Source organism: Nostoc sp., assembly GCF_036917375.1.
Taxonomy (GTDB): Bacteria; Cyanobacteriota; Cyanobacteriia; order Cyanobacteriales; family Nostocaceae; genus Nostoc.
The window spans coordinates 38,027-51,407 of record NZ_JBALDN010000055.1 but is presented as its reverse complement, the minus strand read 5'-3'; the positions used below and the strand labels follow the sequence as shown (position 1 = coordinate 51,407).

The 13,381-nt window shown below is 41.3% G+C and carries 8 protein-coding genes; 4 read left to right on the top strand and 4 right to left on the bottom strand.

Annotation, left to right across the window (positions count from 1 at the left end):
• Positions 1-5: 5 nt before the first annotated feature.
• Together V7K45_RS14200 and V7K45_RS14195 are read right to left on the bottom strand one after the other, a co-directional pair.
• Positions 6-2,240: a hypothetical protein gene (locus V7K45_RS14200; RefSeq protein WP_335004381.1), complete on the bottom strand. Its 2,235-nt coding sequence runs from the start codon at positions 2,238-2,240 to the stop codon at positions 6-8.
• A gap of 542 nt (positions 2,241-2,782) precedes the next feature.
• Complete coding sequence (locus tag V7K45_RS14195; protein ID WP_335004379.1) at positions 2,783-4,879, bottom strand: outer membrane protein assembly factor; 2,097 nt, start codon at positions 4,877-4,879, stop codon at positions 2,783-2,785.
• Between the two features lie 243 nt (positions 4,880-5,122).
• Between V7K45_RS14195 and V7K45_RS14190 the strand changes: the two genes are divergently transcribed.
• The gene (locus V7K45_RS14190) at positions 5,123-6,487 is read left to right on the top strand and encodes a lipid-A-disaccharide synthase-related protein (RefSeq protein WP_335004377.1); all 1,365 of its coding nucleotides are present in this window, start codon (positions 5,123-5,125) and stop codon (positions 6,485-6,487) included.
• A 79-nt stretch (positions 6,488-6,566) separates the two neighbouring features.
• Here V7K45_RS14190 and V7K45_RS14185 read toward each other — a convergent pair whose 3' ends face one another.
• Entirely contained in the window at positions 6,567-7,289 is a 723-nt protein-coding gene (locus tag V7K45_RS14185) for a response regulator transcription factor (RefSeq protein ID WP_104908003.1), read from the bottom strand.
• 815 nt (positions 7,290-8,104) lie between these two features.
• On the opposite strand from V7K45_RS14185, the gene V7K45_RS14180 reads away from it, so the two are divergent.
• From V7K45_RS14180 to V7K45_RS14170, 3 genes are all read left to right on the top strand, one after another.
• The gene (locus V7K45_RS14180) at positions 8,105-8,278 is read left to right on the top strand and encodes a hypothetical protein (RefSeq protein ID WP_335004374.1); all 174 of its coding nucleotides are present in this window, start codon (positions 8,105-8,107) and stop codon (positions 8,276-8,278) included.
• Positions 8,279-8,550: 272 nt separating this feature from the next.
• Positions 8,551-9,906 carry an ATP-binding response regulator gene (locus V7K45_RS14175; RefSeq protein ID WP_335004372.1) on the top strand — a complete coding sequence of 452 codons (1,356 nt, stop codon included), beginning with the start codon at positions 8,551-8,553 and terminating at the stop codon, positions 9,904-9,906.
• A gap of 16 nt (positions 9,907-9,922) precedes the next feature.
• Positions 9,923-11,047, top strand: coding sequence for a hybrid sensor histidine kinase/response regulator (locus V7K45_RS14170; protein WP_335004370.1), 1,125 nt, complete (start codon positions 9,923-9,925; stop codon positions 11,045-11,047).
• Positions 11,048-11,478: 431 nt separating this feature from the next.
• Here the strand turns inward: V7K45_RS14170 and V7K45_RS14165 are convergent, their stop codons facing one another.
• Positions 11,479-13,281: a ShlB/FhaC/HecB family hemolysin secretion/activation protein gene (locus V7K45_RS14165; protein WP_335004368.1), complete on the bottom strand. Its 1,803-nt coding sequence runs from the start codon at positions 13,279-13,281 to the stop codon at positions 11,479-11,481.
• Positions 13,282-13,381: the final 100 nt, after the last annotated feature.

Below are 13,381 nucleotides of genomic sequence, written 5' to 3'. Positions count from 1 at the left end.
TTCCCTTATTTGATGCGGTGTAATTTGACCTGAAAATCTTCACCACCACTCACAATCATGGTTTCTTGATTAGTTTTCAAGTCGATACTATTGATTTTTTTAGAGCTTTGGTAAATTGTTTTACCTTCTGCTGCTCTTGCTTTGTCTAGCTTATGTTCGGGAGTTAAGTACCAAACTACGACTCGTCCATCATCGCCACCACTTACTAAGAGACTACCATCGTCACTAAATGCTAGAGTCCGCACAGATGTTTTTGATGCTGACCAACGGTCTAGTTGCGAACAATTAAGCTCATTTACTTTTTCTAGCGGATTCGGATTTTTGATAGTTTGACACCGATTTAAATCCCAAATGGTAATAAATCCCGCAGAATCAGAAGTTGCGAGGATTTTTCCTGTTGAATCAGGAACAAAAGCTAATCCCCAAATAAAGTCTTCAGGCCCAACTAATGGGTCTAGTTTTTCGAGATTTTGCACCGATAAACTTGGGGATTGTTTATCAGATTGAGTTTGATTCCATTGCCACAATACAAAACGCTTAAAGTTTCCAGCAATTACTAGAGTTTTTGCATCTGGGCTGAGATTTAATGCCCGGACTTGGAAACCTGAGAGTTTCAATCTACTTTGTACGTCGATAACTTTTGGTTCTGGCAGAAAATCGCTGTTAGGCGCTGGTCTTGACCATAGTCTCACTTTACCGCTGCCATAGCCACTGAATAAGTTAAGTGAGTTTGAGGTGAAAGCTAGGTCAAAAACGCGATCGCCTTTTGCTTTCGGATCTTTAAGGTCTTGAAGTTGGCTAATCTTAGCACCTAAAGGGACATCTCTAAGTTCAATTACACCATTATCTAAACCAACAGCAACACGATTATTTTGTAACGGCATGAAGCGCAAGACTTCTACAGCGTCATCGGTAATCGCCATCAAGCCTTTGGGCTGTTGTGCTTGGTCGCAAGCAAGGGGCTGCCCAGTGTATGTCACCGTATCATCAGGGTTTAAGCTATCAGCGCCAATTCTCCAAAGCCTTAAGGTGCAATCATCTGAGCCACTGACCACAGATAAACCAATGCCACTAAAACGCACTGAGTTGACAGAACGTGTATGCATTACACCTCTTGGTTGCAAGATTAATGCTAAGAGTGCGGCTAATAGTGCGATCGCAGCTAATTGTAGCCATAAAGGTATAATTGGCAGAGTCTCTACTTCTAATGTCTGCGTGGCTGGGTCTGTACTCCCTAAACGTTGATCGGATAATTCCGATTTAGCCTCCAGCAATAGAGTTTTGCCGATTCCGACCCAAGGACGTTTTGTTTTAACATCGAGAATGACTTTACTTGTTTCTCCTAGATGAAGATTGGCGGTTTCGGGAAGCTTTTTAAAACTACATTTTCGCCAGTCTTTACCCTGCACCTGCACATTAATTTCCTGGTTGAGGTTGCTAGCGTTTTTAAATAGTAATTCAAAGGAAGCTGTATCAGATTTCCAGTCAGGCAACCATGCCGATTTCCTGGGAATTTTTAAGTGTTTTTCGGTGGTAGTAAAGTCTATAAACCCCACTGGTAAAACTTCAATGTTGCCTTCAGCATTAGTTGGATAACCATTATTGCTAACAGCTTCAATAGTAAAAGGATAATTTTGACTGGGCGCTTGCACTACAGAAGGAGGTTGGCATTGGAATGTAGCTTCTGCTAAACCACCTGGATCTAAGGGTAATCGGCGTTCTGCGCTGCCAGCCAGCCAAGACGGATCGACACCTGTAAAACGTAGCATTACCTCAGTTGGTTGTTGCCCCAAGTTTCGCACCCGTACTGGTATATCGACAGAATTACGGGGATAAACTTGGAACTCTCGTACAGGTAATTCTACACTTAAATGTGTTGGTCTGTTGTCTCGCTCGATTTTCAGGCGTAGCACAAGTCTGGACTGTTGTGCTAATTGCGGTGAAAAAATATTTACCATCAGGTTGACAGTACCAACAAATCCCGGCATGGGTGTATTGAAGACGAAAACTTGGAAGATAGTACTACTGCCCGGTGGCTTGGCTGCCGCTACCTCTGGTTCGAGCCTATACCAGCGATATCCTGTGTTGCGGATTTCTCCGGCGGCGGTAATTTCTATTTGAAAATTGACGAAGCGATCGCTGTCATTATTGACAGTTACCTCAAATGATACAGGAGTATCACCTGGACGAAAGGTTAGGTTCTGAGTAGAAAGGCTGGCATTAATAACACTTTTTTCCATGCTATTACTTATAATATTTTTTTATATTCTGCATGACTAGCACTATTAAAAAATTAATGTCTCGTGAAAACGTGACAATAGCTTTTTTCCTTTGATTATTGAAATGTATATATTATTAAATATTGTGTAATAAATTGGCCAATTTATAAAAGTCATTTTCAAAGGCGATCGCTAATAGAGATACAACAGAATTCAGAATTCAGAATTCAGGAGTAAAACACGCTTTATACCTGGGTAACAGACTTAAGCTTTTGTGTACCTCACCAAGTTGAAATCTGCTGTATGAGCCAAAAAGAATGTAGAAACATAGCAGTGCTACGTCTCTACAAGGGTTCTGGATAACGCATATTTAATTCTGGATATGACTGAAATACGGTTCGGATAAGTATTTTGAACTCAGAATAGGGTTTGGGGAAAAGGGGAATGGGTTTGCGGTTAAAGGTTTTTTATTCCCCTTTCCCCTTTACCCTTTCCCCTTTACCCTTTCCCCTTTCCCCTAACCGTATTGGGATATGACTTTCTCCGCAACGCCTTAACTCAAATTAAAATCGCTGTCCAATTCCCAGATGCACTTTGCTTTCTCCCTGGTCGTTAATGCCATAGTCAGCCCGAATTAAGCCTAGTGGTGAATTTAATCGCACTCCCGCCCCATAACCAAAACCATAACCTGGTTTATTTCGTACACCTGCCGGATCTCCTAATACAGTATCACCAGAACCTAAATCTGAGGCAAAGTCAGCAAATAATACACCGCCGACGATTGGTAAAACGGGAAAACGATATTCTGCGGAAGCTAATACATAACTGCGTCCACTGCCAACTTCGCCAGAATCGTAACCGCGCACTGAGTTGGAACCACCCAAGTTAAAACTTTCGTAGGGCGGTAAATTCCCAAGGACGGTACCAGCTTGCAGATTCACTGCAAATACTTGTGGCTGTTTGCTGTTAAATAGCTGTACTGGTAAATATTGGCTGTAGTTGGCTTTGAGGCGATTAAGGGAAATATTACCTTCGCCGATGGGTATAGATTGTTCTGTACTCAGACTTAGAACGGAACCTTGAGTTGGATTGAGGGGATTATCTCGTTGGTCTTTGGTGGCGGTGAAGGATACGGTCGTTAGGTCGTCAATACCAGTTCCACTCGCAGAGAGGGGATTGCCCTGAGCGTCGGTTGGGGTAATATTACCTTGACGATCGCGAATACTAGTTCGGGTATAATTTAATCCTAATGAGGTATTCCAATCATCAATTGGTCGCTGCAAGCTGACACCACCGCCAATTTGCCCTTCTCGCACTTTGTCGCCGTTGGCTAACTTAATCTTGTCATCAAAGGTTTCCGAAAGTTCCTGACTGCGAAAACCATTTACAGTGTAGCCCAAGCGATCGGGGTTAGTTATCCGATAAGGACTGGTAAATTTGGTATTAAACTGCAAGTCTCGGCTACTTACACCAACATTCACACCTAAAGTATCATTAACACCACCGACATTTTGATCTTGATAGCTGATTGTACCTACCAATCCTTGATCGGCATTGTAACTACCACCCAAGTTAACACCACGCGCCCCAGTTTCTTTGAGTTGGTAGACTAAATCAAGTTTTGTTGCATCTCCTTCTAAGGCAACATTCACACTCTCAAATAAACCAGTATGATATAGCTGTTGAATGTCTTGTTTAACGACATTTTCTTGGAAAATTTGACCGGGTTTCAACTTGAGTTGTTGTTGTAAGAAATCTGGTTTGGTGCGTCCTCCAACAGGATTACCCTTGCTATCAAGGGTTTTACCCTCATCGTTGACAAAGCGAAATTTGATATCACTCACCAAACCTTCAGCGACATTCACAGTGAGAATGCCTTGAGAACTAGGTTTAATTGATAACACCCGTGCTAAGTTATAACCATTGTCGGCGTACCACTTGTTAATTTGTGCTACTGCTTGTTGCAGTCCACTGGGACTAATAGTGGTTCCAATTTGAGATTGCAAACGTTGTTGGGCGACTTGATAGGTAAGTACTTTAGCACCAGATAGTTGCAGCGATGCCTGCGGCGGGCTTTGCCAACGCACAATCACTGGTTGGACTTGGTATACTACATTCAATCCAGCCTGTGTGCTAAAGCTATTCACACTGACATTGCTAAATAAACCTGTATTTAAAATTGCTGTTACATCTCTTTGTAGCTGGCTTTGACTGGTTTCTCCACCCACCTGGGTTTTAATTACCTGGCGAATGATTTGCTGTAATTCTTGATTGGCTCCCACCACCTGTACATCTGTAGCTGTGACAACTAAATTGCTTTCAGTCGCAGGAGTTTTGGGGGATGAAGGGGAAAAAGAGGGAGTGAGAGGGAGTGTTACTGATGAATTTCCCTTGTCTGTTGATTTTAAGACTACTGGGGAATTTTTGTTTGCACCTGTTTGCACGACGACGGGATTTTGGGAAAATTGTTGTGCAACTATAGTTTCTGGGGAAGCAATTGTCTCTACCCGTGCGGGAGTGTCTTCAATTATCGGCACTACCAAGTTACCAGCTTTTGCAGTTGGAGTAACGGTTTTAGCAGGTGCAGCCGTTGCTTGCCCAGTAACATTGCCAGCAGCTAAAGTAGCTAAAGTAAAAATAGCAGTAGTAGAAACTCGCATAAATATTTAACCTAATTAACTGGGAGTTATACTAATTTTGGATTTTAGATTTTAGATTTTTGATTAAAAGTATTGATCAAAAGGCTGTTCTAGAAATTTCAAACAATTACATTCCTATCCAAAATTGGTATTAGTTGTAGGGAAGTAAAGGAATAGGGATAATACTAACTTCCAGGTTCCTTGTCGATTTCCCTATTTATACCTCTTACCCAAACAGACAGTTAATTTTGATATTTTGTTTCTATGAGTAATCTATCTCGGTCATCTCTAGCTTCTAACTCTCAATCTGCAACTTCTCCTTTGCGGTTACTTGTATTAAGTAATGGTCATGGGGAAGACATGATTGCAGTTCGGATTTTGCAAGAACTTCAACGACAACCAAACCCACCAGAGGTATTTGCTTTGCCTCTGGTGGGTGAAGGACGTGCTTATGAACAGTTGGATATCCCCTTTATCGGTTCAGTCCTGAATATGCCTTCTGGCGGCTTTATTTATATGGATGGCCGCCAATTAGCACGGGATGTACGCGGTGGTTTATTGCAACTTACCTTCAGCCAAATTAAAGCTATCCGCCGTTGGGTAAGTTCTCAAAAAAAATTAGGTAATAGAAGAGCGATTTTAGCAGTGGGGGATATTGTGCCGCTGTTGTTTGCAACATTCAGTGGCGCTAATTATGCTTTTGTCGGTACGGCAAAATCTGAATATTATGTACGAGATGAAGCTGGATTATTACCACGGAAATCTAAAGACGCAGGTTGGGAAAACTTTTCTGGTTCAGTTTACCATCCTTGGGAACGTTGGTTAATGAGTCGTCGCCGTTGTCAGGCTGTGTTCCCTAGAGATGCGCTGACAACGGAAACATTAAAACAATGGCCAATTCCAGCTTTCTATTTGGGTAATCCGATGATGGATGGGCTAGAATCGAGGTTTTCACGCCAACAATTTTATAGTCAGAATATCCAACAGCAAGAGATAGTTCGACCTTTTGTAGTGACTCTTCTTCCTGGTTCTCGTCCCCCAGAAGCATACACTAACTGGGAAACAATTATGATTGCCGTATCTGCATTGATGACAAGTTTTCAACAGCGAGATTCAATCTTTTATAGTTCTAACAAAGTAGTGTTTTTAGGTGCGATCGCTCCTGGTTTAGACTCTAATATTTTATCCCAAAGTGTACAATCCCAAGGCTGGCGCGCTGAATCAGCATCTCCTATCCAACTTCGCGATCCAAACGTCTTGACATTTAAACAGAGAAATGCTTATCTGCTATTGACACAACAAGCCTATAATGATTGCTTGCATTTGGGAGATTTAGCGATCGCAATGGCAGGTACAGCCACAGAACAGTTTATCGGTTTAGGCAAACCTGCGATCGCAATTCCCGGTAATGGGCCACAATATAACCCTGGCTTTGCTGAATCTCAAAGTCGTCTTCTCGGATCGTCTTTGATTTTAATCGATCGACCAGCAGATGTAGCGAAGGTTGTACAATCTCTATTTAAAAATCCTGATAATTTGCAAATTATTGCTGAAAATGGTGGGCGACGCATGGGTAAACCGGGAGCAGCACTACGTATTGCTAATTGCTTGCGGGAAAAATTGGGATAATGGGGCAGTGGGTATGGGGCATTGTGGCTGGTTATTTTCCTTATCCCCTTGTCCCCTCATCTCCCTTGTCCCTAATACCTTAGGCCACCAACCCCGAACGTAAGGCCCTCACAGCAGCTTGGGTACGGTCATCAGCACATAGTTTATTTAGAATATTACGAACATGGGTTTTTACAGTGCCAACTGTAATGTAAAGTTTCTCGGCAATTTGCCCATTGCTACACCCAGCTACAATCAACTCTAGGATTTCTAGTTCCCGTTGAGTCAGAGGGTATGTTTCCAAAACTTGCTCGTATTCTGTCGCCAGCGCTTCAATTTTTACAGTCTTCGGCTTGTCAGAACCTTGACTTTCTCCAGGAATACCTTGGCGCATCTTCCGCAATACCACGTTGGCAATTGCCGGATCGATCCAAGAGTTACCGCCGTGAGTTGCTTGAATTGCCTCGGTTAATTTACTGATGCTGGTTTCTTTCATATAATAAGAATCAGCGCCAGCTGCGAAGGCTGCAAGTACAGCATCCTCTGTATGATCCATTGTCAAGATGAGAATCTTCGTAGTAGATTGCCCATTTTCAGCCTGGGAGCGCTTGAATTTACGAGTGAGTTCGATGCCATCCATGTCAGGCAAGCCGATATCTACTACTGCGACATCTGGCTTTGCCGTTTCTAAAAGTTTTAATCCTTGAGTAGCATTTGCCGCTTCTCCAATTACTTTCAATGCACTATGAGACTGTAATGCTGCTCGTAGCCCCATTCGCGTTAAGTCATGATCTTCAATTAAAATAATACTAATTTCATTCATCGCTACACTCACTCTTGCGCTGTTTGCATCTTTCAAAGTATTGCCTTTTGTAACTACTATCTCTTATTATTTTCCCAAACTCAAGATAGATGATATTTCAACCTGTCTGCATCCACCGATAGAAATAACAAATAGCCAAAATTTTTATATTTAGATAGAGGACAAATCTAGCTGGAGATATATAGATACTTACACAAAAAGTATGAAATATTGAAACGAATGCCAAATTGCTCCTCATTGCTGACAATTCAGCTTTTAGTTGCTATGTTCCATGCGTTAATTAGTATTATTTTGACTTACAACTTTAAAAAAAGCTTATGAAAATGAAAAAATTACCCCGTGTGAAGTTGCTTTACGAGAAAGTAAAAGATGGTTGCGAGCGATTTTAATCAAATCTTTGGATTCATCCGATTGATAGAGCCAATAGAGCTCCTCCATGCAAGGGAATCAGGCAGTGTTAAAATTTGCTGAAATCAGAAACAGCAAAGTAGTTCGTAGTCCTTTGTAACGAACTTGTCCGTCTGACTTTCCCCAGGATATAATACAAGCCGCTTTGTGCGAACCTCTCCCCTTTTAGGTTTTGAATTTTTGCCTAACTTTTGTCGGGAACCTTTGTTAGCAATTAAGTTTTGGTAATTTTGCGAACATCTATAAGTTCGATATACCTGGATAAATACTAACACAGATGTGGCGATCGCTAAGAAAATTGTTGAAATTTCAGGAGGTAGGATTACTTCAGATTCACAAACAGCTATAGATATTACTTTTTTATTTACCCGGTCTAACTAACCTGATAGGTAAAACAGTTCAAGCTTATGGTACACAATAATAATATGCAACTCTCACCAATGACTGACGACGGTGGCTTGCTCGCTCATCTACAATTAGTTTTAAGCTTGGTAAAGTATTTTATTTTACTTTATATTAGCGGTGTCTGCTTGTTAAATACTGATTTTTTGCAGGACATTGGTCATTTGTTAGGAGTTTAGTTACCATCTGGTAAATTAACCAGATTGAAGATACAACAGACTCAATTCAACCCAAGGAAAGGCCCGAAAGAGCGAACGACATACTACTAATGGAGGATAAGGAAGTTAATGCGATGAATGTCAAGCAGATATTAAAGTGGATCTTATGCAAAATATCTTAATCAACAAATTACAGGTTTTAGATGTCCGAAAATCTTATATTCTTTAGTTGGATAATCTGAAAAGATAAATATTATACATCAACCTATGTTTGGCGGCGAAAATAAAAACCGATGGAAGAGACGCTGAAAATTTTGGTTGTAGACGATGACGAAGTAGACCGGATAGCAATCTGTTCTGCCCTAACTAAAGCAGGTGTTCAGATAGAACTGTCTGAAGTAAACAATGGTAATGAAGCATTCTCTGTCTTAAGCATTACTACTTACGATTGTGTTTTCCTCGACTATCGTTTACCAGATCGAAATGCACTAACCTTGATTCAACAGCTACGTTCTTCAGAAATTAAAGTTCCTTTAGTAGTCCTAACCGGTCAAGGAGATGAAAAAATTACTCTCCAATTATTGAAAGCTGGTGCTACAGACTATCTCTCTAAGTCTAGAATATCCCCAGAAACATTGTCGCAGGTTTTGCGGAATGCAATTCGGATTTATCAGGCGGAAATACAGGCAGATTTGGCAAATCAGCAGCTTAGAGAAACTCACGAACAACTGATTTTTAAGAACCAAGAATTGGAGAGACAACAGCAACAGATTCAAATGCAAAACTTCAAGTTATTGGAGGCATCACGTCTAAAATCACTTTTTTTAGCAACTATATCTCACGAACTGAGAACGCCGATGAATGCGATTATTGGTTTTTCGCAAATACTCTTGCGTCCTAAATTCGGCCAACTAACGCATCAGCAAGCAGATATGGTTGAGCGCATTTTGAATAATGGGAAGCATTTACTGATGCTGCTCAATGAAGTTCTCGACTTTTCCAAGCTGGAGGGAGGAGGATTAGATTTAAAGGCGGAAAGATTTGATATATCAAAGGTAATCAATATCGTTGTCAGTGAAATGCGTTCCCTCGCTGATGCTAAAAATCTTTCATTGTTAGTACAAACCGATTTGCAAAATCCTTTGATATTTAACGATCCGGTTCGCGTCAAACAGATTTTGATTAACTTGCTTTCCAACGCCATTAAATTCACAGAGGCTGGTGAAATTTGGGTTGAGGTTAAGGAACTCCCTGCAAATCGAGTAGTAATTATCGTTCAAGATACAGGTATAGGCATAGCCCCCAAAGATTTTAAGCATATTTTTGAGGCATTTCGGCAAGTCGATCAAACTATCACTCGCAAATATCCAGGTACAGGTCTGGGTTTGGCAATTATAGATTCGCTAGTGCGAATGATGGGCGGTAAAATATTTCTTGAGAGTAAATTGGGCGTTGGTTCAAGGTTTAAAATTGAATTGCCACGTCAAATTACATTACCAGCTGTAGCAGCCAATGCTCCAGCTTCACAGTTAGATAACGAGAACGACGATTTTTTTTGCCCTGCTAAAAATCCTCATCAGTCATCTTCTCAAGCCAGGAAAGCACCAATAGAATATCCTAAATTAAAAAATTACTTCCAAAAAAACTGATAAAAATTTATAAATCATGTCTGTAGTTGAAAATAATAAAATTTATCGGATCTTAGCAGTTGACGACACTCAAGATAATCTTATTTTGGTTCAAGCAATTTTAGAAAGTGAGGGGTATGAAATTGATTTGGCTTCAGATGGAATCAAGGCTTTACGGAAAATTGAGCAATCTCCACCCGATCTGATTCTGTTAGATGTAATGATGCCAGGGATAGATGGCTATGAAGTCACGCGTCGAATTCGGAATAACCCTGCAATCTCTTATATTCCAATTCTATTAATTACTGCCTTTCACCAATCCAGCGTTGTCGAAGGTTTGGATGCTGGTGCTGACGATTTTATTCGTAAACCATTTGATACTGATGAACTACTGGCAAGAGTGCGATCGCTATTACGTCTCAAGCACAGTCTCGACGAACAACAAAAAATGGCCCGCCAACGGGAAGACTTTGTTTCCCGTCTGACTCATGATTTGCGAACTCCCCTAGTAGCCGCCGATCGCATGTTGAATTTGTTTGAAATGGAAACATTCTGCAAAATTTCGCCGGAAATGAAACAAGCGATCGCAGTCATGATTCGCAGTAACCAAAACTTGATGGAAATGGTCAACACCCTCTTAGAGGTCTATCGCTTTGAGGCGGGTAAAAAAACCTTGAATTGGGAAGAATGCGATTTATGTGAAATATCTCAAGAAGTAGTCAGCGAACTAAGTCCTCTAACCAATGAAAAAGGCTTGACTCTGGAAATTGATACCCGTCAATTAGATCCACTGAGTCCAAACGCTGCTATTATCATGGGCGATCGTTTAGAATTACGGCGAGTGTTAAACAACCTGATTGCAAATGCCATCAAATTTACAGATACGGGAGGCATAACAATCCGCATTTATGAAACATCATCTAATCCAGGAGATCCAGATTCGGTAATAATTGAAGTAGAAGATACAGGATATGGAATTGCACCAGAAGATCGGGCAACAATTTTCGAGCGATTTCGCCAAGGCAGAAATAAACGCTCAGGTAGTGGCTTAGGACTACATTTATCCCATCGCATTATAGAAGGGCACGCAGGAACTATCAAGGTCGCTTCTGAAGTAGGGAAAGGTAGTTTATTTACTGTGCAACTACCTAAAAATACTTAAGTTATTCTCCTTCACCACCGATTATTTTGCGCATATCTCCCAATAAATTACATTTAATTTTGGATGTATTTTGATGCCCTCAACAAAAATAAAATTAGCTGAAATTATATGGATTAATTACAGTCTTTGAAGGTTAATCCAATCAGAATATTGCTGCATCACTTGCCTTTTCCAATATTTGTATACTCCCAATGGCAGATATATCCATAGACTAAAATAACTAAATTTACTGTTGTATCATTCTATAGATAGTAGAAATAACTATTTTACAAAGTTATTATTCAACCTATTAATGCCTGAAAAACGTGTATTCACCCTGGAATCATAACCCAGGGTCTTTTTTATAAAAGCTTAAATAATGTTTATATTTTCATCATTGACTACTGTCCATATCCACCCTATTTAGAGTTGAGGGTGGACACGAGCAGCGCTTAAAAAGGATTATAGAGTAAATTAAAATACAAACCGTTTTCTTGTAATGTTCTCTCATTTGAGTTAACAGATACCAAAGGAATACCCCAGTCAAGACGAACGGTGAAGCGATCGCCCTGTGCCCAACGCAACCCCAGACCAACAGCAGCTAAAGTATTAGGGTCGGGATTCTCTCTACCAGAACTATTCCAGCCAACACCAAAATCTACAAAGGGGATAACCTGTAAGATGCTATTTATCTGCGGTAAGCGCAGAATCGGTACTTGAACTTCCGCAGAAACAAAAGTGGCATTATCCGTTAACAGGTAATCTTGACGGTAGCCGCGAATGCTATCCTGTCCACCCAAGCCAAATTGCTCTATCGGCAGAAGTGTTGTAGATGCTAGTTGCGTATTTAAACGAAGTAATAGTAAGGTTTCAGGAGCTAAAAGGCGCGCCCACTGCGCTTGCCCTTGCCAAGCAAAAAAACGGCTATCGGGAGCATCTTGATTAACTGTGGCATCCAACACATCTATGCCTAAATTGAATTGAGAGCGTAGGGCGATGACTTCACGACTGTTACGACTCGTCCATTCTTGAAAAAATCGCAACGCCGATACCCTAGTGCGTCCCCGATCGTCAGCACCAGGTGAAAGTAGAGAGGGGGGAAACCCTCCTTCGCTCTCTTTTTGTAGTCTCCACGAAATATCACTTTCGCGTCGGGAGGCTGTCAACCCAAGGGCGAACTCTTGTGTAGGAGTTTGAACTATTGGCTGGCGGAATGTCAGTTCGTAGTAGCGAGAAGCCGATTCGATATCTAAAGTGTCGAAAGGAGGCTCAATGACATTACTCGACGTAGTGCCATAGTTAAAGCTAAGAGTTCCATTGCGGGGATTGAGAGGCAATGTGTAACTAGCGTCAAAGGAGTTGCTGCCATCAGTATTGGTATAGCCTACACTCAGACCATCCCCCAATCCGAGTAAGTTGGCTTCATTCAATCGTAATCCACGTCGGAAACTGCCAACACTCGGCGATCGCCCATTATCAAGAACTATTTGCCCACTAAAGGTTTTTGCCTCACTGATTTTAACTTCCAAAAGACTCGTACCCGTCCGCGATCCTGCTGAGAGTTCAGCAGTCACGTTTTGAATCAAAGGATTAAGTTGCAAAAGTTGCAGGGCTTCTAATAGACGCTGGCGATTCAGAGGTGGTGATGTCGCGATCGCTAGTCGGCTACGGACATAATTCGGATTCAGCCGCCGAGTCCCAGTTACCTGAATATCTTCTAATTTACCTTCGACCACCTGAATTTTGACAACACCAGATTGGATTGTTTGAGGTGGAATATAGGCACCAGAAGTAATGTAACCATTTTTGACATATAAATCGGTGATTTTAGAACGTGCTTGATACACTTCAGTCAGTGAGATCGGTCGTTTGGTAAATTCAGCAGTGGCGAGGGCTAATTCTTGGGCACTGAAAACTGTGCTACCAACAACTTCAAAGCGTTCAACAACAATAGTTTGAGGAAAGTTGCCAGGGAGTGGTGTATCAGGTGTGGGAGTTGGGGCAGAGGGTGGAAGTAGTTCTGCTGGTGGGGGGAGTGGCTGTGGCACTTCAGGTGAGGGAAGTGGTGAAGGTGTGGGTGGTTGGATATCCTGTGGTGGTGGAATTTGTTGTGATAGGGTGAAATCACTAGTTGGTAATTGTGTAGTATCAACAGCCTGAGCTTTCAGTGGACTTAAAGATGTACTGCTAAGTAATAGAAACATACTCAGCGGTAAGCAGGACAGTATAAGATTCTGAGGGTATTTATCAATCATCGCACTGGACTATTTATGTCAGTAACTATGAGATTATACGGGGACTGCTTCAGATGTGAATCTTACTTCATCTTTTGTCGCTAAAGTTGATATCTTGAGC

Bases quoted from the DNA above. Each gene is read 5' to 3' on its own strand.
- V7K45_RS14200 (WP_335004381.1), bottom strand. From the start codon at position 2,240: ATGGAAAAAAGTGTTATTAATGCCAGCCTTTCTACTCAGAACCTAACC.
- V7K45_RS14175 (WP_335004372.1), top strand. From the start codon at position 8,551: ATGGAAGAGACGCTGAAAATTTTGGTTGTAGACGATGACGAAGTAGAC.
- V7K45_RS14195 (WP_335004379.1), bottom strand. From the start codon at position 4,879: ATGCGAGTTTCTACTACTGCTATTTTTACTTTAGCTACTTTAGCTGCT.
- V7K45_RS14185 (WP_104908003.1), bottom strand. From the start codon at position 7,289: ATGAATGAAATTAGTATTATTTTAATTGAAGATCATGACTTAACGCGA.
- V7K45_RS14165 (WP_335004368.1), bottom strand. From the start codon at position 13,281: ATGATTGATAAATACCCTCAGAATCTTATACTGTCCTGCTTACCGCTG.
- V7K45_RS14170 (WP_335004370.1), top strand. From the start codon at position 9,923: ATGTCTGTAGTTGAAAATAATAAAATTTATCGGATCTTAGCAGTTGAC.
- V7K45_RS14180 (WP_335004374.1), top strand. From the start codon at position 8,105: ATGGTACACAATAATAATATGCAACTCTCACCAATGACTGACGACGGT.
- V7K45_RS14190 (WP_335004377.1), top strand. From the start codon at position 5,123: ATGAGTAATCTATCTCGGTCATCTCTAGCTTCTAACTCTCAATCTGCA.